The organism is Corallococcus sp. AS-1-6 (assembly GCF_020037015.1).
GTDB lineage: Bacteria > Myxococcota > Myxococcia > Myxococcales > Myxococcaceae > Corallococcus.
In genome coordinates this window covers 21,401-42,957 of record NZ_JAIQDE010000006.1, presented here as the reverse complement: position 1 = coordinate 42,957, position 21,557 = coordinate 21,401, and the positions used below count along the sequence as shown (strand labels likewise).

The following is a 21,557-nucleotide window of genomic DNA, read 5'->3' as shown; positions in this document are numbered from 1 at the left end:
GGGGAGGGCTCCCCTAGAAAACCGGGGCTTTGCCCGTCATCTCCCCCGGAGGAAGCCCCCGCATGCGACGACTTGCCCCGATGCTCCTCGCCGCGCTCGCCGTCCTGGCGGCCGCCTGCGAGAAGAAGACGCAGCCCACGGGAGAGGCGGGAGGCGCGCCTGCGGCGCAGGCCCCGGCCACGGCGCAGGGCGGCGGCGCCCCCCCGGCGGGTGACGACGTCATCGTCCTGGGCGAAGTGGGCGCGCTGACGGGCGGCCAGGCGACCTTCGGCATCTCCACCCGCAACGGCATCGCGCTGGCGGTGAAGGAAGCCAACGCGGCTGGCGGCGTGAAGGGCAAGAAGCTGGTCGTGCGCGTGTATGACGACCAGAGCAAGCCGGAGGAGGCCGCGCAGGCCGTCACCCGCCTCATCACCCAGGACAAGGTGGTGCTCATCCTGGGTGAGGTGGCCTCGTCCAGCTCCCTGGCCATGGCGGAGAAGGCCCAGGCGGCCGGCGTGCCCATGATCACCCCGTCGTCCACCAACCCCTCCGTCACGGAGAAGGGCGACAACATCTTCCGCGTCTGCTTCATCGACCCGTTCCAGGGCTTCGTGATGGCGAAGTTCGCGCGGGAGAACCTCAAGCTCAACAAGGTCGCGGTGCTCCAGGACAACAAGAGCGCCTACTCCATCGGCCTCACGGAGGTGTTCCGCCAGAAGTTCGCGGAGCTGGGCGGGAAGATCACCGCCACGGAGAGCTACAGCCAGGGCGACACGGACTACCGCGCGCAGCTCACCGCCATCAAGAAGACGCAGCCGGAGGGCATCTACGTGCCGGGCTACTACAGCGAGGTGGGCATCATCGCCCGCCAGGCGCGCGAGCTGGGCCTGAAGGTCCCGCTGATGGGCGGCGACGGCTGGGACTCCGAGAAGCTCTTCGAGCTGGGCGGCAGCGCCATTGAAGGCAGCTACTTCTCCAACCACTACTCGCCGGACAACCCGGACGAGCGCGTGAAGAAGTTCATCGCGGACTACAAGGCGGACAACAACGGCGCGGTGCCGGACGCGCTCGCGGCGCTGGGCTACGACGCCGCGCGCGTCGCCATTGAAGCGCTCAAGAAGGCCCCGGACACCAGCGGCCCGGCGCTGCGCGCGGCCATCGCGCAGACGAAGGACTTCCCCGGCGTGGCGGGCAACATCACGCTGGACGCGAAGCGCAACGCGGTGAAGTCCGCGGTGGTGCTGAAGGTCCAGGACGGCAAGTCCACCTACGTCACCACCATCTCGCCGTAACCCAGGGCCCCCCCCGGCATGTCGCAGCTTCTCCAGCACCTCATCAACGGTCTGGCCGCCGGCACCATCTACGCCCTGGTCGCGCTGGGCTACACGATGGTGTACGGCGTCCTCAAGCTCATCAACTTCGCCCACGGCGACGTGATGATGGTCGGCGTCTACATGGGCTACGCGACCGCCTTCGCCCTCGGGCGTCAGGCGCAGCGGTCCCTGTGGGGCGTGGTCGTCATCTTCGCGGTGGCCATGGTGGGGTGCGCGCTGCTCGGCTTCCTCATCGAGCGCTTCGCCTACCGGCCGCTGCGCGAGAAGCCGCGCCTCACCGCGCTCATCACCGCCATCGGCATCTCGTTCGCGCTGTCGTACGGCTTCCAGTTGGACATCGGCTTCCTGCCGGGCGCGTCCCCCCGGGCCTTCCCGGAGGTCATCACCCCCAGCGAGTGGTTCATCATTGGCGACCGGGACGTGGTCATCTGGAACTGGCAGGTCATCAGCTTCCTCATCGCCGTGGGGCTGATGGCCGCGCTCCAGTTCCTCGTGTACCGGACGCGCTTCGGCAAGGCGATGCGCGCGGTGTCCTACGACCACCGCACCGCGGCGCTGATGGGCATCCCCACCGACCGCATCATCGCGCTGACGTTCATGCTCTCCAGCGCGCTGGCGGCGGGCGCGGGCCTGCTCTACGCCATCAAGGACACGTCCGTGAGCCCGCTCATGGGCCTGTACGTGGGCCTCAAGGCCTTCGTGGCGGCGGTCATCGGCGGCATCGGCAACGTGCCGGGCGCCGTGGTGGGCGCGCTGCTGCTGGGCCTGGTGGAGGAGTTCGTCGTGGGCTACGCGGCCAGCACCTGGCGTGACGCGGTGGCCTTCGCCTTCCTCATCCTGGTGCTGCTGGTGAAGCCGGGCGGTCTGTTCGGCCGCGTCGCGGCGGAGAAGGTCTGATGGCGGCCCCTGGCGTAACGACGCTGACCGACGTGGACGCGGGCCGCGTGCCCCCGGCGCTGCGCGGCATCCTGCCCGTGCTCATCGCGCTGCCGGTGCTGGCGCTGGCGGAGGTGCTGCTGGGCGCCTCGCCCTTCGCCACGTACCTCTTGTCCGTGGTGGGGGTGAACATCATCCTCGCGGTGAGCCTCAACATCGTGAACGGCATGACGGGCCAGTTCTCCATTGGCCACGCGGGCTTCATGGCGGTGGGCGCGTACATCGCGGGCGTCACGTCCCTTTCGCTCAAGGAGGTGGCGCTGTCCTTCCTGCCGGTGGCCGCCAGCGACCAGGTGCTCTTCACCGTGGCGCTGCTCGCGGGCGGCACCTGCGCGGCGCTGTGCGGCTTCCTGGTGGGCCTGCCGTCCCTGCGGCTGCGCGGGGACTACCTGGCCATCGTGACGCTGGGCTTTGGCGAAATCATCCGCGTGGTGGTGCAGAACACGGAGGCCTTCGGCCGCGCGCTGGGCCTGTCCGGCATCCCGCAGTACTCCAGCGTGGCCATGGTGTACTTCTGGGTCTTCCTGGTGGTGCTGGTGGCCCGGCGCATCGCGGGCTCCAGTCACGGCCGCAGCCTGTGGGCCATCCGCGAGGACGAGGTCGCCGCCGAGGCCATGGGCGTGGACACCACCGGCTACAAGGTCCGCGCGTTCGTCATCTCGTCGTTCTTCGCGGGCATCGCGGGCGGCCTGTTCGCGCACTTCGTGCCCATCATCAACCCGGGCTCGTTCACCTTCGTGAAGTCCATGGAGATCGTCGTCATGGTGGTGCTGGGCGGCCTGGGCTCCACCACGGGCGCCATCGTCGCGGCCATCTTCCTCACGCTGCTGCCGGAGGGCCTGCGCTCGCTGTTCGGCGCGCTGGGCGCCGAGGGCAGCCTGGCGCAGAAGGTGGATCAGATCCGCATGCCCGTGTACGGCCTCCTGCTGGTGGTGCTGATGCTCGCGCGTCCGCAGGGCCTGTTCGGCACGAAGGAGCTCTGGGACGTGCTGCCCCGGTGGCTTCCCCGGAAGAAGAAGGGGCTGACATGAGCACCGTTGCCGCCGCTCCCGCTCCTGGCGACGCGCTGCTGCAAGCGTCCGGCGTGAGCATCCGCTTCGGGGGCCTCAAGGCCCTCACGGACTTCAACCTCACCGTGCGCCAGGGCGACCTCTTGGGCCTCATTGGCCCCAACGGCGCGGGCAAGTCCACCGCGTTCAACGTGCTCACCGGCGTGTACCAGCCCACCGAGGGCGAGGTGCGCGTGGCCGGGCAGCGGGTGAACGGCTGGGTGCCGCATCAAATCAACCACCTGGGGCTGGCGCGCACGTTCCAGAACATCCGCCTGTTCCGCGCCCTGACCGCGCTGGACAACGTGAAGGTGGCCTGCCGCGCTCAAGGCGGGCTGCACCCGGTGCGCCTGGGCCCCATGGCCAAGGCCGCCACGGCGATGCGCAACTACCGCGACTGGTGGCGCGCGCTGCTGCTCACCCCCGGCTTCCAGGCCGAGGAGCGCGAGCTGACGCGCCAGGCGGAGCACCTGCTGGAGGTCATGGGCCTGTCGCACCGCCGCGACGAAGAGGCGAAGAACCTGCCCTACGGCGAGCAGCGCCGGCTGGAGATCGCCCGCGCGCTGGGCACGCGCCCCAAGGTGCTGCTGCTGGACGAGCCCGCGGCGGGCATGAACACGCGGGAGAAGGCGGACCTGATGGTGCTCATCCGCCGGCTGCGCGACGAGTTCTCGCTGGGGGTGCTGGTCATCGAGCACGACATGAAGCTGGTGATGGGCATCTGCGAGCGCATCACCGTGCTGGACCACGGCGAGACCATCGCCCGTGGCGCTCCGGCGGAAGTTCGCAGCGACCGCAAGGTCATCGAGGCGTACCTGGGCGACAGCTACCTGGAGTCCCACGGAGGCGCGGCGTGAGCGAGCCGGTGAAGGTGCTGGGCGAGCGGCGCGCGTTCGAGCCGCTCCTGTCGGTGGAGGGCATCCAGGTCCGCTACGGCGCCATCCAGGCGCTGCGGGGCGTGTCCCTGACGGTGGGCCGGGGCGAGATGGTGGCCCTCATCGGGGCCAACGGCGCGGGCAAGACGAGCACCCTGCGCGCGGTGAGCGGCATGCTCAAGCCGTCCGCGGGCCGCATCACGCTGGCGGGGCAGGACATCACCGGCCTCAAGGCGCACCAACTGGTGCCGCGCGGCATGGCGCACGCGCCGGAGGGCCGGGGCATCTTCCCCAACCTCACCGTGACGGAGAACCTGGAGCTGGGCGCGTACCTGCGCAAGGACACCGCCCAGGTGCGCCTGGACATGGACAAGGGCTTCAGCCTGTTCCCGGTGCTGCGCGAGCGTCAGAAGCAGCTCGCGGGCACGCTGTCCGGCGGTGAGCAGCAGATGCTCGCCATCGCCCGGGCGCTGCTCAGCAAGCCGCAGCTCCTGCTGCTGGACGAACCGTCCCTGGGCCTGGCGCCGCAGGTGACGGAGACCATCTTCCGCACGCTGCGCGAGGTGAACGCCACCGGCGTCAGCGTGCTGCTGGTGGAGCAGAACGCGCACCTGGCCCTCAACGCCGCCCACTACGGCTACGTGCTGGAGACGGGCGAGGTGGTGATGGCCGGCCCCGGCAAGGCGCTCCTGGACAGCGCCGAGGTGCGGCGCGCGTACCTGGGCGAATAGCCCTCCCGCGCCGATTTTCCGGCCTCGCTGCACGTTGTCCGCCCCCGGACGCTTCCGGGGGCGGCGCGTGGGCAAGTTGCTCGCGCCGTGTCGAAACTCGGGTAGTCAGCGGCGGAGGACTTCGTCTACCGTCCGACAAGTCAGTCTGTTTTCTTCCACTTCCCTCTCAGGAAGCGTGCCCATGCGCCCGTTGTCCCGCCTCCTCCTCGCGTCGCTCACCACCCTCGCGCTCATCGCAGGTGCGTGCGCCAACCAGCAGAAGACCGAAGGCTCCTCGTCGTCCACGTCGGGCGGCACCGGGGGCCCCCAGGCGACCTCCACCATCGAGGACGTGCCCAACGAGGGCTCGGCCACCCCGGCCCCGGCCTTCAAGCCCTACGAGGCGACGGAAGGCTTCTCCATCGAGATGCCGACGGAGCCCCAGGTGGAGCGCAAGCAGGTCCCGCTGGGCGCCAACACGGTGAACACCGCGGCCTTCTCCTCGCGCACCGAGGACGGCACCATCTACTCCGTCAGCACCGCGGACTACCCGGAGCGCCTGGTGTCGAGCCGTCCCCCGGAGGCCCTGCTGAACGAGGGCAAGGACGGCCTGGTCAAGCAGGTCCAGGGCACCATCAAGGAAGAGTCGGACGTCACCCTGGATGGCTACCCCGGCAAGGCCTACACGGTCAGCTCGCCGGTGGTCGGTGAGGTGAAGGCGCGCAACTTCCTGGTGGGCCCGCGCCTGTACACGCTGCTGGTCATCTACAACCCCAACCACCCCAACACCACGGCGGACCAGTTCCTCACCTCGCTGAAGCTGGTGAACCCGCCCCCGGCCGTCACCACGGCCACGCCGGACGCCGGCACGGACGCGGACGCGGGCACGCTCGAGGGCATGGACGCGGGCACCGCCACCGACGCGGGCACCCCCGCCCCGCGCCGCCGCAAGGCGAAGTAGTCGCAGGGCACCGGCGCGGCGCTCCCAACAGTCCGGGGGCGTCGCGCGGTGGGGTGTGTTCACCTGTCCGCGCGGAGATGGCCGGACCCTCCAGGTCCGCCTCCGCCGGATTGCTCCCGGGTCTGCCGTCCCTACCTTTCGGGCGGGGATACGACAGGGGGCGCGAAATCACATGATGTCCTGGGTGGGGGCCCTGCTGACCACGGTGGTGGCGGCGGGAGGAGTGCCCATGGTGCCGGCCGGCGGGGGCAATGCCCTGACGCTGCCGGCGCACCGGCACGCGGTGCGGATTGAAACAGGCAACGGGCATGCGCCCACGTGGCTCCTGGCCATCCAGCAGCAGGGGGCGGAGGGCCAGGGGCTGAACCTGTTCCGTTCCGAGGACGGGTTCCAGAGCTTCTCCAAGCTGGCGGAAATCCAGCCGGACGCGTCGCACCACGACCGGGCGGAGCTGGTCGCGGTGGGGCGCGACGTGGCGATGGTCTACGCGTACGAAGCCCCCTCGCTGGCGGCGTCGTCGCGGCACGACGTGTACTTCCAGTGGTGGCGCTACGACGCGGACGGGGACACCTGGACGCCGGAGCCAGCGGTGCGGGTGTTCAACGCGGACAGCGCGACGGCGTACTCGCGGGCGCTGCTGGCGCGGGACTCGAAGGGGCGGCTGTGGGTGCAGGCGTTCCGGCTGGAGGCGGACGGCGGCGCCACGGCGGTGGTGGCGGTGTCCACGGACGGCGGCGCGAGCTTCCAGCGGCAGCCGGACCTGGGGCGGACGCGGAAGCGGGGCGGGGGACGGCTGCTCAGCGTGGGGTCCAAGCTCGTCTTCTTCTGGGCCATGCACGACGGCTTCGAGCCCACGCGGATGCGGGTGCGTGACGCGGCGGATCCGCTGGACACGTGGGGGCCGCAGCGGGACGCGTTCTCCGACGGCATCTACCACGGCGCGGCGCTGAGCGCGGTGGAGGACGGCAAGGGCGGCATCCACCTGGTCTACAAGGACGAGACGGAGCGGCTGTACTACCGGCGCTTCGACGGGACGTCGTTCGGCTCGCGCATCCTGGTGGAGGGGACGCCGGACTGGGCGTTGCAGCCCGCGGTGACGCGCATCGGGGACGCGCTGTATGTCTTCTACAATCACTTCCAGACGGCGACGGATTACGAAATCCGCGCGCGGGTGCTGCGCAACGGCGTGTTCAGCGACCCGGTGACGCTGGATTCGCGCACGAGCTTCAAGGGCTACCTGAGCACCCTGGACGTGCTGCCGGACAGCGTCACGGAGGTGCCGTGCTTCTACGGCGACGCGGTGGACGCGAACTCCAGCGGCCGGGTGATGCGCGTGGCCCTGGCCCGCCAGCCGGAAGGCGGCGGCTCCGGGCAGGACGGCGGGACGCCGGATGGCGGCTTCGACGCGGGGACGCCGGATGGCGGCTCGGGCACGGATGCCGGAACGGGCACGGATGCCGGCGTGGACGCGGGGACTCCGGACGCGGGCTCGGGCACGGATGGCGGCGTGGACGCGGGGACTCCGCCGGGGGATGGCGGGGTGCAGGGGCCGGTGACGCTGGAGCCGGTGTTCACGAACACGACGCATGAGGTGCTGGCCGTGGACGGCGCGGGCACCGTGTACGCGCTGGCGCTGGACGGGAGCCGCTCGAAGCTGTTGGCGAGCACGGACGGCGGGCGCACCTTCAGCGCGCGAGGGCAGGGGGTGGGCGGCGCGTCGTTCTGGGTGATGGCGGTGCTCAAGGACGGGACGCTGCTGGCGCAGATGAGCCGCAGCGGCAGCTACCACCTGGAGCGCTCGACGGACGGCGGGCGCACGTGGGCGGACGTGGCGGCGCTCGGGAGCTACCGCGCGATGTCGCCCGCGAGCTTCGCGGAGCTGGGCGGCGCGGTGTTCTTCCTGGAGTACCAGACGTTCACCTCCGAGAGCACCCCGCTGCGGCTGTGGGCGAGCACGGACGGGGGCGCGACGTGGTCCACGCGCGCGACGTTCCAGGACCACCGGCACGGCACGGCGCTGTACGCGGACGCGACGCGCGGCGCGCTGTGGGCCACGTTCGGCAGCAGCAGCGCGCAGGCGGCGGTGGTGCGCTCGACGGACGGGGGCCGCAACTGGACGAAGGTGATGGGCGGCTACGCGGCCAACGCGGTGACGGGGACGGTGTTGCCGGGCGGCGAGCTGCTCATGGGGCAGTCCACCCTCTACGAGCCCGAGCACCCGAAGCTCCTGCGCGTGTACGCGAGCGGAAGGGTGGACGCGCTGATGACCTTGCCGGGCCCGGCGTACTCGCTGGAGGCGCTGACGGGCGGCGGCTTCGTGCTGGGGACGGCCAGGGCGGACGTGGGCGACGTGCAGCCCGCGTCGGACCTCTTCGCGCGGCTCTTCACCAGCACGGACGGCGTGGCGTGGATGGAGGCCCGCGGCTACGAGCGGGCCACCAGCGGCGTCCTCGCCCGCGTGGAGGTCTGGGGCGTGCTGCCCGGCGGCGACCTGGTGGTGCGGGCGGAGAACCTGAAGGGCTTCGGAGCCGGAGGGAAGGGGTTCCAGGTCCTGCGCGTGAAGCGCTGAGGCGCGGGCGTCAGGGCGCCCGCGGGAAGTCCGAATGCACGACCGCGAGCCGGGCATCCGCCGCCAGGCTCGCGGGCGTCACCAGCTCCAGGTCCACCGGCACCGGCCCCCGGTAGCGCTCCGCGATCTCCCGCCGCAGCCCCGCCACGTCCAGGTCGCCCAGCCGCTTCATCCTGCCGTACTCCACGCCGGCGCCGGCCGCGTACGCCTTGCGCACCAGCTCCGAGCAGTACATCGCCTCGTCCCCCCACCCGAAGAGCGCGTCGTACGGCTTGCCCAGGTGCCGCTTCGCCTCCTCCACCGCGCGCGCCTTCGCCGCGTCATCCACCCCCTGCGGGCGCATCACCAACAGCCGCCCCTTCACCCCGCGCGCCTTCCATTGCGCGAACGGCGTGCGCTTCACCGGCTGCACCGCCTCCACCACGAACACCCCCTCCGGCGTCACCTCCACCAGCCCCACGTGCGACAGCGGGCTGTGCGTGGCCACCTGGATGGCCTTCGACTGGCGTGATCCCGACGTCTGGAACACCACGTCCCCCGTCCGCACCTTCGCCGCCACACCCTCCGCCTGTCGCGGCGCCGCCTGCGTCCCGCGGCCCACCAGCCACGCCGCCCCCACCAGCACGAGGGCCAGCAGCCACAGCCCCCTCACGAGCCAGCGCATCCGTCCGCTCCTTCCCTGGGTTGCACCCGTCCACCCACCCCCAGTGCAGCCCGGGTGCCAGCCCCTCCGGAGTCGGGTTTCACTCACGGTGCGCGGAAGTCGCCTCCGACCCTGGGTCGGAACGTGGTAAACCTGGGGAATCTACTTATTACAGCGAATCAAGAATAGTGTGGCATCGCCGTAAATTTTGGGGTAGTCAGGGAGCACTCGCGCGCCGGCAGTCCGTGCATGCGGGAGAGGGGGCTCATCGGAGGAATTCGTCGTGACCGCATCGACCGCGCCCATCCGTTGCCTGCTCTATCCGACCCTCGGTGAGGTGCGGGAGCACGTGCGCGTGGAGCTGTTCGCGCGGGCGCTGTCGGAGCGGATGGGCCGCCCGGTGGTGATGTCCATGGCGCCCTCCTACGAGTACCTGGAGGCGGAGCTCGCGGCGGGCCGGGTGGAGATGGCCTGGGGCACCGCCGAGCAGTGCAACGCCTTCGAGCCGCAGGCGCGCGCGGTGCTGCGCGCGGTGCGCTCCGGCAGTTGCTACTACCACGCGGCCTTCATCTGCCGCGCGGACGAGCCGCTGACGCTGGAGACGCTGCCGGGCAAGCGCGTGGCCTGGGTGGCGCCGCGCTCCACCGGCGGGCACCTGTTGCCGGTGCGCCACCTGGAGTCGCTGGGCCTGCGCCCGGACACGCTCTTCTCCGAGCAGCGCTTCCTGGGGACCTACCGCAAGGCGCTGGATGCCGTGCTGCGCGGCGAGTCGGACCTGTGCGCGCTCTTCTGCAACCACAAGGACGCGCACGCGATGCGCGCCACGCTGACGACGTACCTGGGCGCGGACGCGCCGAGGCTCACGCCGTTCCTCTTCACCATCCCCACGCTCGCCGACGGCCTCATCCTCACGAAGCGGATGCCGGAGGCGGACGCGCAGGCGCTCATCTCCGTCCTCACCCGGATGAACACCGACGGCGCGGGCCTGGAGATGCTCATGGGCCCCTTCCGGGTGGAGACCTTCGTCCGGTCGCCCGGCCTGGACGCGCCCGCGTCCGGCCCGCGTCCCACGGGGACCGCCGAGTACCTGGCCGGAGAGCTGGACGCGGAGGGCCGCTGCCTGCGGCTGTGGTCCCCCTCCGGCCGCGCCTTCGGCCTGAGCGTGCGTGGTGGGGAGGGGCGCATGCTGGAGGAGGTCCTGGGCACCGCCGCGAGCAAGCCCCTCATGTCCCTGCTCGACGCCGTCCTCCGGGGCGGTTCCGACGGGCGGCTGGAGTACCGGCTCACCGTGAACGGCGACGAGCGCGTCTACGCGGCCGAAATCACCCCGTGCGAGCCCTCGCCCGGGGACACGGGCGTGCGGCTGGGCCTGCTGGTGCGCGACGTCAGCGGCCTGCGCGCGCTGGAGGACCCGCTGTACCGGCTGGCGTCGTTCCCGCTGCTGCACCCGGAGCCGCTGCTGGAGTTGGGCATGGACGGGGCGCTGCGGTACGCGAACCCCGCCACCCACGCGGCCTTCCAGGACCTGGTGGAGAAGGGCGCCGAGCACCCGCTGGTGAACGCCGCCATCGTCTGGGCGTGGCGGGGCGCGCCCCCGGGAGAGCCGCCGCCCACGGTGCACCTGGACGGGCGCTACTGGGAGCTCACCATCGCGCAGCTCTGGGACCCGCCGGGCCTGCGCGTGTTCGCGCGCGACGTGACGCTGCGCAAGCAGATGGAGGCGCGGCTGTTCCAGGCGGACCGGCTGTCCGCGCTGGGCTCGCTCGCGGCGGCGGTGGGCCATGAGATGAACAACCCGCTGGCCTTCGTGCTGGCGAACCTGTCGTTCATCCGCGAGGAGATGGACCGCCTGAAGCAGCCGCTGCTCGAAGGCCGGCCCGTGCCCCGCGCGGACCTGGACGACATGCTGGAGGCGCTGGGCGAGACGGTGGAGGGCGCCACCCGGCTCAAGCACATCGTGCAGGACCTGCGCACGCTGTCGCGCAAGCCGCCGGAGCACCGCGCCCGCGTGGCCGTGCAGCCGGTGCTGGAGAACGCGCTCAAGCTCCTGCGCGGCGAGCTGCAGCACCGCGCGCGGCTGGAGCGGGACTTCCACGACATGCCCACGGTGGACGCGGACGAGGCGCGCCTCACCCAGCTCTTCCTCAACCTGCTGCTCAACGGCCTGCACCAGATGGACGCGCAGGACGCCGCGCACAACGTGCTGCGCGTGGCGGCCTACACCAGCGAGGACGGCGAGGTGGTGGTGGAGGTGCAGGACTCCGGCAAGGGCCTGTCACAGGACGCGCTCGCGCACATCTTCGAGCCCTTCGCCACCGCGCGCCCCCACAGCACCGGCCTGGGCCTGTCCGTCAGCCACACCATCGTCACCGGCCTGGGCGGCACGCTGCGCGCGGAGAGCCGCGAGGGCCGCGGCACGCTGCTCACCGTCACGCTGCCGGCCGCCGTGCCCGTGGCGGAGTCCCTGCGCGCCTGCTAGCCGCGCTCCAGCATCACCTCCAGGCGGGGCACGTAGTGGCCGCGCGTGCTCTCGAACAGCACCAGCCGGTCCACGCGCCCCTCGCCCCAGGACGCGCCCTGCAGCTCGCTCGCGCACGCCGCCAGCGCCGGGTCCCCGCGCGGCGGCCGGGCCCGGGCCAGCGTCAGGTGCGCGATGTACTCGCCGTGCTCCGACGTGAAGCCCAGGGGCTCCAGCGCGCGGGCCACGTCCGCCTGGAGCGCCTTCAGCGCCGCGGTGTCCCCGCGCACGTCCGCCCAGAGTACGCGCGGGTGGGACGGCGGACCGAACGTCCCTCCCCCCGCCACCGACAGCACGAACGGCGCGTGGTAGAGCCCCACCGGCTCCAGCGCGTCGCGCAGCTCCGGCAGGCGGCCCTCCTCCACGTCCCCCAGGAAGAGCAGCGTCAGGTGCACGCCCTCCGGCCGCACCCACTTCGCGTCCGGAGCCAGGGCGCGCAGGCGCTCGATGCCCCGCTCCGTCTGCGCGGTGAGGACCTCTCCCAACGTCACGGCGGTGAACAGGCGCATCGCGAAGGACCTCCTCCTTCAGGGAACCTGGACGCTCCCCACCGCGCGCGCCCTCTTCCGGGGCCACAGCGCGTAGGCCCAGGCGGGCAGGAACACGAGGAACTCCACGCCGCTCACGTACAGGCCCCGCGCGGACAGCATGCCCGCGCCAATGGGCGCCACCGGCAGCGGACGCACCGGGGCGAAGACGCGCGCGTCGGAGAAGGGCCAGAAGAGGGCCGCGCCCAGCCCGCCGTCCGTGAGCGTGTCCAGGATGCCGTGGCTGGCCACCGCCGCCAGCGTCAGGAGGCCCCAGCGCGTGGCGGACTCGCCCTTCCACCGGGCCAGCGCCGCCACCGCGAGCGCCACCGCCGCCGCGAACACGAGCGAGTGCGACGCGCCGCGGTGTCCCCACGTCGCCGCGTAGGGGATGCGCAGCGCGAACGCCACCACGTCCGCGTCCGGCAGCAGGGCGAGCAGGGACAGGAACCCCATCACCGCCACCCGCCGCCGCCAGGGCGCGCCCGCCCCCGTCTCATGACGCCCCAACGCCATGCCCACCGCCACGTGCCCGATGCTCGCCATGGGCCGGGACCCTAACGCACGGGGACCCCGCCTGGAGAGGGGCCCCACGCGTGGGGTAGCCTCCGGGGAGACATGCGGTTCCTGTTCTCACGCGCCCGAGTCGAAGGCACCCTGCAACGCCGGCTGGGCGAGTGGCGGGCCGATGTCGGCTCCTGGCTCAGCCTGACGCGCGTCGGCGCCACCGCCGCGTGGCTGCTGATGGCCGTGGCGGACGACTGGAGCGTGTCTCGCGGCGTGCTGGGGGCCTACCTCGCGCTCGCGGTGGCGCTGTGGGCGGCGGGGCGCAAGGTGCCGGACCTGCTGCGGCGGCCCGCGCTGGGCGTGGCGCTGCTGGACATGCCGCTCATCTACTTCCTCCAGGCGCAGGCCATCCCGGCCACCGCCAACGGCGTGCCCACCGCGCTGCTCACCATGGGCGTGTACATGGTGCTGGTGGTCATCGTGTCCATGGTGACGCTGTCGCGGCTCATCGTCGCGGGGGCCACGGCGCTGGGCATCGTCGCGGTCGCCCTGCTCACCTTGAGCGCGGGCCTTTCGCCCTCGCAGTTCCTGCCCGGCATGGTGCTGGTGATGGTGCTCGCGTCGTCCGTGGCCTTCTTCATCAGCCGCACGGTGATGGGGCTGGTGACGGACGTGGTGCGAGAGGAGATGCAGCGCGAACGGCTGGGCCGCTTCTTCTCCCCGGAGGTCGCCCGGCGCATCTCCGAGCGCGGCACCGACGGCGAGGCCGGCGAGCACCGCGAGGTGACGCTGCTGTTCTCCGACATCCGCGGCTTCACCTCGCTGTCGGACCGGATGGACAGCCCCCAGGTGGTGGCGCTGCTCAACGAGTACCTGTCGCGCATGGTGGAGGTGGTGTTCCGCCACGGCGGCACCCTGGACAAGTTCATCGGCGACGGCATCCTCGCGTACTTCGGCGCGCCCCTGGAGCAGCCCGACCACCCGGAGGCCGCCGTGGCCTGCGGGCTGGCCATGCTGGACGCGCTGAAGGCCCTCAACCAGGAGCGCGCCGCCCGGGGGGAGTTCACGCTCGACATCGGCGTGGGCATCCACACCGGCCGCGTGGTGGTGGGCGCCGTCGGCAGCGAGCAGCGCCGCGAGTACACCGTCATCGGCGACGCGGTGAACCTGGCCAGCCGCATCGAGGGCCTGACGAAGAAGGTCGGCGCCCCGGTGCTCGTCTCCCACGCCACGCGCGAGCGCTGCGGGGACACCTTCGACTTCGAGGCCGCCGCCCCGCTGCCCGTCGCGGGCAAGCCGGAGCCGGTGGCCACCTTCCTGCCCCGCAAGCGCGGCCTGCTCGCCGCGAGCTGACGCGCTGGAATGACAACGGGGCCGGGAGTCGCCTCCCAGCCCCGCGGATGCGGCGGACGCGCTCCCCGGCTCAGTACGCCTTGGAGAACACGATGCGGCCCGGCGAGGGGTTGCCGGTCAGCACGCACTTGCCCGGCTCCTGCTTGAGGCTGAACGGGCGGCAGCGGGTGGTGAGGCCCGTCTCCTCCTTGATGCGCGCCTCCGTCTTCGGGTCCAGGTCCCAGTGCGCCAGCAGGAAGCCGTCCTCCGCGCGCGCCTTCAGCTCCTCGTAGGAGTTGACCTCGAAGGTGTGCGAGTCGCGGAAGTCCCTGGCCTTCTGGAACAGGTCCTTCTGCATCTGGTCCAGCATGGCCTGTGCCTTGGCGACGGCCTCGTCCAGCGACACGAACTCCTTCTGGCGCAGGTCGCGGCGCACCATCACGCACGAGCCCTTGGCCAGGTCCTTGGGCCCCAGCTCGATGCGCAGACACGTGCCGATGAGCTCGTGCTCGTTGTACTTGAAGCCCGGGCCCTTCGTTTCGTCGTCGTCCACCACCACGCCCAGGCCCGCCTTGCGCAGGTCCGCGGCGAGCGCGTGCGACTTCTCCATCACCTGCGTCTTCTCCGCGTCCGTCGCCTTGCCCGCGATGGGGATGATGACCACGTGCGTGGCCGCGATGCGCGGCGGCACCACGAGGCCCGCGTCATCCGAGTGCGTGAGGATGAGCCCGCCGATGAGGCGCGTGGAGGAGCCCCACGACGTCTGCCACACGTGGTGCACCTTGCCGTCGCGGCCCTGGAACGTGGTGTCGAAGGCCTTGGCGAAGTTCTGGCCCAGGTTGTGGCTGGTGCCCGCCTGGAGCGCCTTCTTGTCCTGCATCATGGCCTCGATGCTGTACGTGCGCAGCGCGCCGGCGAACTTCTCCGACTCCGACTTGCGCCCCGGCAGCACGGGCATGGCCATGTAGTCCTCCGCGAACGTGCGGTAGACCTCCAGCATCTGCAGCGTGCGCTCCTCCGCGTCCGCCTCCGTCTCATGGCAGGTGTGGCCCTCCTGCCAGAGGAACTCCGTGGTGCGCAGGAACAGGCGCGTGCGCATCTCCCAGCGCATCACGTTGGCCCACTGGTTCACCAGCAGGGGCAGGTCCCGGTAGCTCTGGATCCACTTGGAGAAGCTGCGGTTGATGATGGTCTCGGACGTGGGCCGGATGACGTACGGCTCCTCCAGCTTCGCGCCGCCCGCGTGCGTGACGACCGCCAACTGCGGGTTGAAGCCCTCCACGTGCTCGGCTTCCTTCTTGAGGAAGGACTCCGGGATGAGCAGCGGGAAGTAGGCGTTCTTCACGCCCGTGTCCTTGAACATCTTGTCCATCGTCCGCTGGATGTTCTCCCACAGCGCGTAGCCGTTGGGGCGGATGACCATGCAGCCCTTCACGTCCGAGTAGTCGGCGAGCTTCGCCTTCTGGACCAGGTCGACGTACCACTCGGAAAAGCCCTTCTCGCGGGGCGTGAGCTTCTCGGCCATGTGCTTGGGAACCTTGCTAGGGGATGGAAAGTGGGGGTTGCCTACGCTGGGATGTTCCGGAAATCAACGCCGGACGCAGGCCGGACTCGTCCCCTGGACGCCGTCCATGCTTGGAAAACGACCCGCCATGCCCACGCCCCCTGACACCTCGCCCCGCCAGCTCGCTGACGGCGTCCACGTGTTCGACGCCCCCTTCTCCCTGTTCGGCGTGCCGGTGGGCGGCCGCATGACGGTCCTCCGCCTGCCGGACGGCGGGCTGTGGGTGCACTCGCCTGTCGCCTTCACGCCGGAGCGCAGGGCCGCCGTGGCCGCCCTGGGCCCCGTGCGCTTCCTGGTGGCCCCCAACCTCTTCCACCACCTGCACCTGCCAGACTGGGCCGCGGCCTTCCCCGACGCCCGCGTGGTGGCGCCCCGGGGGCTGCGCGCGAAGCAGCCGGCGCTGCGCATCGACCTGGAGCTGGAGGACCTCCCGGACCCCGCCTGGGCCCCCGTGCTGGAACAGATGCACGTGCGCGGCATGCCCCAGCTCAACGAGTTCCTCTTCTTCCACCGCCCGTCGCGCACCGCGCTCGTCACCGACCTGGCCTTCCACTACGCGCACGCGGAGGGCCTCAAGCTGCGCGCGTACCTGTGGCTGGACGGCGTCCTGGGCCGGTTCGCCGCCCCGCGCTTCCTGCGCCTGTTCACCAAGGACCCGGAGGCCGTGCGCGCTTCGCTCCAGCGTGCGCTGAAGTGGGACGTGGCGCGCGTCATCGTCTGTCACGGACAGGTGCTGGAGCACGGCGCCCAGAAGGCCCTCCACGACGCCTTCTCCCGGCTGTAGGTCGCGGTACGCCCTGCCTCCGCGTCGCAGGGGAGTGTCGCCTGCTGCACTCCACGCCGCGCTGCGCTACAAGAGGACCTCCCTCTTTTTCCTGAGTTTCCCCCCAGGAGGTCCATTCCATGCGGTCCATTCTTCCGTCCGTGGGCGCGGTCGCGGTGTGCCTTGTCGCGGGCTCCGCGTTCGCCAACTCCACCGGCATCAGCGGGCGCAGCGGCAAGCAGAGCGTGTCCTGCACCGCGTCCGGCTGCCACGGCGGCGGCTCGAGCACCCCCACGGTGACGCTGGAGGGGCCCACGGCGCTGACGGCGGGCCAGACGGGCCAGTACTCGTTGATCATCACGGGCGGCCCCGGCGCGAAGGCGGGCATGAACGTGGCCTCGGACGGCGCGACGCTGACCGCGGGCTCGGGCACGAAGGTGCTGAACGGCGAGCTGACGCACTCGCTGCCCAAGGCCTTCTCCAACGGCTCGGCGCGCTTCGACTTCTCGCTGGTGGCCCCGGCCACCAACGGCACCTACAAGGTGTACGCCGCCGGCAACTCCGTGAACGGCGACACCGCCGCCACGGGGGACGCGCACGCCAACGCCACGCTGGACGTCGTCGTCACCGGCGGCAGCGACCCGGCGCCCATCAAGGAGGACGAGGGCGGCTGCTCCGTGGCCACCGGCGGCGCTCCCGCGGCGCTCATCGCGGTGTTCGCGGCGCTGGCCGCGCGCCGCCGCCGCCGGTCCTGAGCCGGGGCCTCGGGCCCGCCTGCCCTCCGGCCGGGCCCCGGGGGGCGGGACGACAGCGCGAGGGCGGGCGGCCTACCATCGCCCCCCCTGATGCGAATGACGCGAACGAGCCCCCTGCTGACCGCCCTGTTCGTCGCGGGAACCCTGGCCTGTGCCTCCGGTCCCGTGCGTCCCACCCTGTCCTCGGGCACCACCCCCGTCGCCGCCGCCCCCGCGCGCGACCCGGGCGCCCTGCGGGTGATGACCTTCAACATCCAGTCCGGCCTCAAGGGGCTGGAGCAGGTGGCGGAGGTCATCCGCCAGGAGGGCCCGGACGTCGTCGCGCTGCAGGAGGTGGACGTGGGCTCCACGCGCGCGCGCGGCGAGGACCAGGTGGAGCGGCTGTCCGCGCTCACCGGCCTGAAGTACCGCGCGCACTTCGGCACCACGCGGCTGTACGGCGGCGCGTACGGCATCGCGCTCCTGTCGCGCCACCCGTTCCAGTCCCTGGCGCAGTACCCGCTGCCCACGCCGAGGGGCGCGGAGCCGCGCACGCTGGCGCACGCCGTGCTGGACGTGGACGGGCGCGAGGTGAGCGTCTACGCCACGCACCTCATCCGCCGGCCCTTCAACGGCGCGGCGCGCGTGCGCCAGAGCGTCTTCATCTCGCGGCTGCTGGCGAAGGACACCCGGCCCCGGCTCCTGATGGGGGACCTGAACGACGACCCGGACTCGCGCCCGGTGCGCCTGTTGCGCCGCCAGCTCCAGGACGTGGCGCGCGTCACCCGCTCCGACGGGACGGGCACCTACCCCATGCCGCTGTTCCTGAGGTCCCTGCGCATCGACTACGTGATGGCGTGCGGCGCCTTCACCCCGGTGGCCACGCGCGTGCTGCGCGTGGGCGCGTCCGACCACTACCCCGTGGTGGCGGACCTGCGGCTTCAGCCCTCCCAGGCTCCGGTCGAGGCTCCGGTCGTCGTGGCTCCGGCTGGAGCCGCGCCCGCGGGCACGGCCACGGCCGCCTCGGCGCCCTGAGGCTCAAGCCGGGGTGGGCAGGGTGAAGCGGTAGAGGACCTCCATGTCCCCCTTGCTGAAGCCCTTCAGCACCTCGTGGTGGATCTCCTTGCGGCCGCTCAGGTACGCGAGGCCCCCGGAGGCGAAGCCCATCACCGCGAGCTCGAAGTAGATGTGCGGCCGGGGCACGCCGGTGATGCGCAGCTCCACGGTGTCGCCCTGCAACTGCGCGGTCAGCTCGCCTTCGGTGAAGTAGCCCTTCCAGATGCCGGGGGTGAACAGGGCGAAGCGGCGGAAGTCGTCCTTGCCGAACATCGTCTTGAGCTGGCCCTGGCCCAGCGCGTACTCGGCGGACTTGATGCCGTATTGCCAGTAGGCCTTGGTGTCGCCGCCGTAGAAGCGCTGGGTGAAGGCCTCGTTGAGGCGGAGGAAGGCGTCCGCCGGGATGCGCGAGACCGGCATGATGAGCTGCCCGAAGATGGGGTCCCGCTTCGCCTGCTCCGCGAGGAAGGCCTTCCATGCCGGTTCGCCGAAGGCCTGCACCGCCATGGTCTGCCGTGCCAGGAATGCGACGCCTTTGACATCCATCCGTATGCCTCCCACCGGCCGCCCCGGGTTCGCCTCGGACCCCGGCCGGGTCATTTGCGCATTGTGTCTTGAGACCCACTCCGGGGCGATACGCATCGCGACAATTCACCGGGTCGTGCGTCCACCTCACACCGTGAAACCTGTCATCGCGGACACACTGCCTCGCTGGAGGCGTATCCGGGGCCGCGGGATGTCCGGTGCAGGACTAGGGTCCTGGCGGTGCGTCCCCTTGCCCTCCTCCCCAGACCCGGACGTGCGCGCCGGGCGGTGCTCCTGTGCGCGGGCGTGCTCACGGGCGGTGTGTTCGGGCTGGCCTGGTGGGTGGACCGCTTTGGCCGGCGCGAGCGCGTGACGGAGGCGGACGCGCTGGTGGTGCTGGGCGCGCGGGTGTTGCCGGGCGGCGTGCCGTCCGGGGCGCTGGTGGCGCGCGTGGAGCAGGCGGTCGCGCTGTATCACCGGGGCGTGGCGCCGTGGTTGGTGTTGTCCGGAGGCGTGGGGGCCCATCCGCCGTCCGAGGCGCGCGTGATGCGCGAGCTGGCGGTGGCGGCGGGCGTGCCCGCGTCCGCGTGCGTGCTGGAGGAGGACAGCCACTCCACGCAGGCCAACGCGCGGTTCAGCGCGCGCGTGCTGCGCGAGCGGGGGGCGCGCCGGGTGGTGGTGGTCTCCGACCCGTATCACCTGCTGCGCGCGAGGCAGTGCTTCCGGCGCGAGGGGCTGGAGGTGGCCACGAGCCCCGCCCCCATCGCCGGGCGGATGCGCGCGGGGGACCGGGCGTACTGGACGGTGCGGGAGGCGTTCGCGCTGCTCCTGCACCCGCGCCTCCTGTGGGCGCGGGCGCCGGCGCCGGACAGGCGCTGACGGCCTTCAGCTCCCGGACGCGGAGTCCGGCGCGTCCAGCTTGCTGAGCACCTTCTCCAGGACGCGGAAGAGGGCCTGCCGGTCGTCCGGGTCGAGCATGCCCATCACCACGCCCATCGCGCGGTGCATGGAGCGGTCGAGCTTGGCGAAGGTCTGCTTGCCCTTGTCGGTGAGGCGGCAGCGCACGACGCGCCGGTCAGTCTCCCCGCGTTCGCGGACGAGGTGGCCTTCACGCTCCAGGCGGTCCACGACGCCCGTGACGGTCTTTTCGGTGACGCCCAGTCGCCGGGCCAGCTCGCCCATGGTGAGCGAGCCGTCCAGGCCCAGCCACAGCAGGGCATGCACCTGGGGCGGCGTGAACTGGAGCTGCTCGCAGGTGCTGGCGATGGGGTCACGGAGTGAACGGCGACGACCCAGCGAGAACATCAACTCCTGCAACCGGTCGATGTCCTTCGAGAGCGCTTCATCCTCTTTATGGATATTCCGTGACACAGAATATTCATTAGCGGCGGGGTGGGAGCGGGTCAACTTGTAGGCTCGGAAAGGGCTCCCGGCGGGGCCGGTGGCGGGAGGAGCGGACGATGCGACATGCGGGGTGGGCGTTGTTGCTGGCGTGGGTGTCGGTGTCCGCGGCGCGAGCGGAGGAGGTGTTGGTGTTCGCGGCGGCGAGCACGACGGACGCACTCCAGGTGCTGGCGCCCGCGTTCCAGCAGGTATCGGGGCACCGGGTGCGGTTCGCCTTCGGGGCGTCCAGCGACCTGGCCCGTCAGGTGGTGGCGGGGGCTCCGGCGGATGCGTTCCTCTCCGCCGACGAGGCGAAGCTGGACGTGGTCGACCGGGCGGGGCTCGTGCAGGCGGGCTCGAGGGTGGACCTGCTGTCCAACCGGCTGGTGGTGGTGGTGCCGGTGAAGTCGGCCGTGAAGGTCGCCGGGCCGGCGGACCTGAAGGGGCTCAAGCGGGTGGTGTTGGCGGAGCCGGCGGCGGTGCCGGCGGGCGTGTACGCGAAGGCTTGGCTGACGAAGGCGGGCGTATGGGCGGAGGTGGCGCCGCGCGTGGTGCCGGCGGTGGACGTGCGGGCCGCGCTGGCGGCGGTGGAAGCGGGCAGGGCGGACGCGGGCGTGGTGTACGCGACGGACGCGGCGCAATCGAAGAAGGTCCGGGTGGTGTTCACGGTGCCGGAGGGGGACGCGCCGCGCATCGTGTATCCGGCGGCGGCGCTGACGCAGGGCAAGGCACCGGAAGGCGGGCTCGCGTTCGTGCGCTTCCTCCAGACAGAAGAAGCGCGAAAGGAGTTCCGCCGGCTGGGCTTCCTGGACGCGAGCACGGCGAATGCCGCATCGGACGCGGGAGTGACGGGCACGGAGCCGGGCAGTTCGGGTGGCCCGGGGCCACTGGATGCAGGGATGCCGCGAGCCGTACCGGCGTCGAAGTCCGGAGCTGGGACGCGGAAGGACGCGCCGTGACGATGGCTGCTGGCGCGGGTGCTGCGGACGCGGAAGGACGCGCCATGACGACGGCTGCTGGCGTGGGTGCTGCGGACGCGGAAGGAAGCCCCGTGACGGTGGCTGCTGGCGCGGGTGCTGGGGCCGTAGCCTCGGACGCGGGAGGAAGCACCGTGACGATGGCTGCTGGTGAGGGTGCTGGGGCCGTAGCCTCGGACGCGGGAGGAAGCTCCGTGACGATGGCTGCTGGCGTGGGTGTTGTGGCCCTAGCCCGGACGCGGAAGGAAGCCCCCTGACGATGGCTGCTGGCGCGGGTGCTGGGGCCGTAGCCCCGAACGCGGAAGGACGCGCTGTGCCGGTGGCTGCTGGCGCGGGTGCTGGGGCCGTAGCCTCGAACGCGGAAGGACGTGCTGTGACGCTGGCTGCTGGCGTGGGTGCTGGGGCCGTAGCCTCGAACGCGGAAGGACGTGCTGTGACGCTGGCTGCTGGCGTGGGTGATGCCGGACGGTGTGGGCACACGGAAGGATGCACCATGATGGTTGTGCCAGTACTGGCGTGGGCTGCGGGGAAGGGAGCGCGTGAGTTCCCTCGCTCCAGTGCTTCGCCGCGATGCCTGGCACCGGTGCGGGTGAGGCATTGCATGGCCTTGGC

At 71.7% G+C, this 21,557-nt stretch carries 20 protein-coding genes; 14 read left to right on the top strand and 6 right to left on the bottom strand.

What is annotated here, in order from left to right:
- Positions 1-62: 62 nt before the first annotated feature.
- The 7 genes from K8612_RS10185 to K8612_RS10155 all read left to right on the top strand — a co-directional run bounded on the left by K8612_RS10185 (position 63) and on the right by K8612_RS10155 (position 8,416).
- Positions 63-1,274 carry an ABC transporter substrate-binding protein gene (locus K8612_RS10185; protein ID WP_223741060.1) on the top strand — a complete coding sequence of 404 codons (1,212 nt, stop codon included), beginning with the start codon at positions 63-65 and terminating at the stop codon, positions 1,272-1,274.
- An 18-nt stretch (positions 1,275-1,292) separates the two neighbouring features.
- On the top strand, positions 1,293-2,213 hold the full coding sequence (locus K8612_RS10180; protein ID WP_223762141.1) for a branched-chain amino acid ABC transporter permease: 921 nt from the start codon (positions 1,293-1,295) through the stop codon (positions 2,211-2,213).
- Positions 2,213-3,283 (top strand): branched-chain amino acid ABC transporter permease, encoded by a 1,071-nt coding sequence (locus tag K8612_RS10175; protein ID WP_223741061.1) that lies wholly within the window; start codon positions 2,213-2,215, stop codon positions 3,281-3,283. The genes K8612_RS10180 and K8612_RS10175 overlap by 1 nt, the downstream gene beginning before the upstream one ends.
- Positions 3,280-4,158 carry an ABC transporter ATP-binding protein gene (locus tag K8612_RS10170; protein WP_223741062.1) on the top strand — a complete coding sequence of 293 codons (879 nt, stop codon included), beginning with the start codon at positions 3,280-3,282 and terminating at the stop codon, positions 4,156-4,158. The genes K8612_RS10175 and K8612_RS10170 overlap by 4 nt, the downstream gene beginning before the upstream one ends.
- On the top strand, positions 4,155-4,907 hold the full coding sequence (locus K8612_RS10165; protein WP_223741063.1) for an ABC transporter ATP-binding protein: 753 nt from the start codon (positions 4,155-4,157) through the stop codon (positions 4,905-4,907). Before K8612_RS10170 ends, K8612_RS10165 begins: the two co-directional genes overlap by 4 nt.
- A 181-nt stretch (positions 4,908-5,088) precedes the next feature.
- Complete coding sequence (locus K8612_RS10160; protein WP_223741064.1) at positions 5,089-5,847, top strand: hypothetical protein; 759 nt, start codon at positions 5,089-5,091, stop codon at positions 5,845-5,847.
- A 172-nt stretch (positions 5,848-6,019) separates the two neighbouring features.
- On the top strand, positions 6,020-8,416 hold the full coding sequence (locus K8612_RS10155; RefSeq protein WP_223762140.1) for an exo-alpha-sialidase: 2,397 nt from the start codon (positions 6,020-6,022) through the stop codon (positions 8,414-8,416).
- Between the two features lie 10 nt (positions 8,417-8,426).
- Here K8612_RS10155 and K8612_RS10150 read toward each other — a convergent pair whose 3' ends face one another.
- Positions 8,427-9,080 (bottom strand): YiiX/YebB-like N1pC/P60 family cysteine hydrolase, encoded by a 654-nt coding sequence (locus K8612_RS10150; RefSeq protein ID WP_223762139.1) that lies wholly within the window; start codon positions 9,078-9,080, stop codon positions 8,427-8,429.
- A 262-nt stretch (positions 9,081-9,342) separates the two neighbouring features.
- On the opposite strand from K8612_RS10150, the gene K8612_RS10145 reads away from it, so the two are divergent.
- Positions 9,343-11,538 (top strand): PhnD/SsuA/transferrin family substrate-binding protein, encoded by a 2,196-nt coding sequence (locus K8612_RS10145; protein WP_223762138.1) that lies wholly within the window; start codon positions 9,343-9,345, stop codon positions 11,536-11,538.
- On the opposite strand, the gene thpR is transcribed toward K8612_RS10145, so the two are convergent.
- Positions 11,535-12,086, bottom strand: a complete 552-nt coding sequence (gene thpR, locus K8612_RS10140; RefSeq protein ID WP_223741067.1) for an RNA 2',3'-cyclic phosphodiesterase — start codon at positions 12,084-12,086, stop codon at positions 11,535-11,537. The two genes, K8612_RS10145 and thpR, sit on opposite strands and share 4 nt — an antisense overlap.
- 18 nt (positions 12,087-12,104) lie before the next feature.
- A complete protein-coding gene (locus tag K8612_RS10135) occupies positions 12,105-12,650 on the bottom strand; it encodes a metal-dependent hydrolase (RefSeq protein WP_223741068.1) in 546 nt (181 codons plus the stop codon).
- 72 nt (positions 12,651-12,722) lie between these two features.
- Between K8612_RS10135 and K8612_RS10130 the strand changes: the two genes are divergently transcribed.
- The gene (locus tag K8612_RS10130; protein WP_223762137.1) at positions 12,723-13,964 is read left to right on the top strand and encodes an adenylate/guanylate cyclase domain-containing protein; all 1,242 of its coding nucleotides are present in this window, start codon (positions 12,723-12,725) and stop codon (positions 13,962-13,964) included.
- Between the two features lie 70 nt (positions 13,965-14,034).
- Here K8612_RS10130 and proS read toward each other — a convergent pair whose 3' ends face one another.
- Positions 14,035-15,468 (bottom strand): proline--tRNA ligase, encoded by a 1,434-nt coding sequence (gene proS, locus K8612_RS10125; protein ID WP_223741070.1) that lies wholly within the window; start codon positions 15,466-15,468, stop codon positions 14,035-14,037.
- Between the two features lie 127 nt (positions 15,469-15,595).
- Between proS and K8612_RS10120 the strand changes: the two genes are divergently transcribed.
- The 3 genes from K8612_RS10120 to K8612_RS10110 all read left to right on the top strand — a co-directional run bounded on the left by K8612_RS10120 (position 15,596) and on the right by K8612_RS10110 (position 18,039).
- Positions 15,596-16,291, top strand: coding sequence for a DUF4336 domain-containing protein (locus K8612_RS10120; protein ID WP_223762136.1), 696 nt, complete (start codon positions 15,596-15,598; stop codon positions 16,289-16,291).
- Between the two features lie 119 nt (positions 16,292-16,410).
- On the top strand, positions 16,411-17,025 hold the full coding sequence (locus tag K8612_RS10115) for an MXAN_6652 family MXYO-CTERM-anchored protein (protein WP_223741072.1): 615 nt from the start codon (positions 16,411-16,413) through the stop codon (positions 17,023-17,025).
- 96 nt (positions 17,026-17,121) lie between these two features.
- On the top strand, positions 17,122-18,039 hold the full coding sequence (locus K8612_RS10110; protein WP_223762135.1) for an endonuclease/exonuclease/phosphatase family protein: 918 nt from the start codon (positions 17,122-17,124) through the stop codon (positions 18,037-18,039).
- A gap of 3 nt (positions 18,040-18,042) precedes the next feature.
- Here K8612_RS10110 and K8612_RS10105 read toward each other — a convergent pair whose 3' ends face one another.
- A complete protein-coding gene (locus K8612_RS10105; RefSeq protein WP_223762134.1) occupies positions 18,043-18,606 on the bottom strand; it encodes a hypothetical protein in 564 nt (187 codons plus the stop codon).
- A 219-nt stretch (positions 18,607-18,825) separates the two neighbouring features.
- On the opposite strand from K8612_RS10105, the gene K8612_RS10100 reads away from it, so the two are divergent.
- The gene (locus K8612_RS10100) at positions 18,826-19,464 is read left to right on the top strand and encodes a YdcF family protein (RefSeq protein ID WP_223762133.1); all 639 of its coding nucleotides are present in this window, start codon (positions 18,826-18,828) and stop codon (positions 19,462-19,464) included.
- Positions 19,465-19,470: 6 nt separating this feature from the next.
- Here K8612_RS10100 and K8612_RS10095 read toward each other — a convergent pair whose 3' ends face one another.
- Positions 19,471-19,956: a MarR family transcriptional regulator gene (locus K8612_RS10095; RefSeq protein WP_223762132.1), complete on the bottom strand. Its 486-nt coding sequence runs from the start codon at positions 19,954-19,956 to the stop codon at positions 19,471-19,473.
- Positions 19,957-20,045: 89 nt separating this feature from the next.
- Between K8612_RS10095 and modA the strand changes: the two genes are divergently transcribed.
- Positions 20,046-20,927, top strand: coding sequence for a molybdate ABC transporter substrate-binding protein (gene modA / locus K8612_RS10090; RefSeq protein ID WP_223762131.1), 882 nt, complete (start codon positions 20,046-20,048; stop codon positions 20,925-20,927).
- The last annotated feature ends 630 nt before the right edge of the window (positions 20,928-21,557 follow it).

What these genes read in the sequence shown, in the direction of transcription:
- K8612_RS10180 (WP_223762141.1), top strand. Translation starts at nt 1,293, where the DNA reads ATGTCGCAGCTTCTCCAGCACCTCATCAACGGTCTGGCCGCCGGCACC.
- K8612_RS10110 (WP_223762135.1), top strand. Translation starts at nt 17,122, where the DNA reads ATGACGCGAACGAGCCCCCTGCTGACCGCCCTGTTCGTCGCGGGAACC.
- K8612_RS10155 (WP_223762140.1), top strand. Translation starts at nt 6,020, where the DNA reads ATGATGTCCTGGGTGGGGGCCCTGCTGACCACGGTGGTGGCGGCGGGA.
- K8612_RS10170 (WP_223741062.1), top strand. Translation starts at nt 3,280, where the DNA reads ATGAGCACCGTTGCCGCCGCTCCCGCTCCTGGCGACGCGCTGCTGCAA.
- K8612_RS10105 (WP_223762134.1), bottom strand. Translation starts at nt 18,606, where the DNA reads ATGGATGTCAAAGGCGTCGCATTCCTGGCACGGCAGACCATGGCGGTG.
- modA (WP_223762131.1), top strand. Translation starts at nt 20,046, where the DNA reads ATGCGACATGCGGGGTGGGCGTTGTTGCTGGCGTGGGTGTCGGTGTCC.
- K8612_RS10120 (WP_223762136.1), top strand. Translation starts at nt 15,596, where the DNA reads ATGCCCACGCCCCCTGACACCTCGCCCCGCCAGCTCGCTGACGGCGTC.
- thpR (WP_223741067.1), bottom strand. Translation starts at nt 12,086, where the DNA reads ATGCGCCTGTTCACCGCCGTGACGTTGGGAGAGGTCCTCACCGCGCAG.
- K8612_RS10160 (WP_223741064.1), top strand. Translation starts at nt 5,089, where the DNA reads ATGCGCCCGTTGTCCCGCCTCCTCCTCGCGTCGCTCACCACCCTCGCG.
- K8612_RS10175 (WP_223741061.1), top strand. Translation starts at nt 2,213, where the DNA reads ATGGCGGCCCCTGGCGTAACGACGCTGACCGACGTGGACGCGGGCCGC.
- K8612_RS10115 (WP_223741072.1), top strand. Translation starts at nt 16,411, where the DNA reads ATGCGGTCCATTCTTCCGTCCGTGGGCGCGGTCGCGGTGTGCCTTGTC.
- proS (WP_223741070.1), bottom strand. Translation starts at nt 15,468, where the DNA reads ATGGCCGAGAAGCTCACGCCCCGCGAGAAGGGCTTTTCCGAGTGGTAC.
- K8612_RS10130 (WP_223762137.1), top strand. Translation starts at nt 12,723, where the DNA reads ATGCGGTTCCTGTTCTCACGCGCCCGAGTCGAAGGCACCCTGCAACGC.
- K8612_RS10135 (WP_223741068.1), bottom strand. Translation starts at nt 12,650, where the DNA reads ATGGCGAGCATCGGGCACGTGGCGGTGGGCATGGCGTTGGGGCGTCAT.
- K8612_RS10185 (WP_223741060.1), top strand. Translation starts at nt 63, where the DNA reads ATGCGACGACTTGCCCCGATGCTCCTCGCCGCGCTCGCCGTCCTGGCG.
- K8612_RS10150 (WP_223762139.1), bottom strand. Translation starts at nt 9,080, where the DNA reads ATGCGCTGGCTCGTGAGGGGGCTGTGGCTGCTGGCCCTCGTGCTGGTG.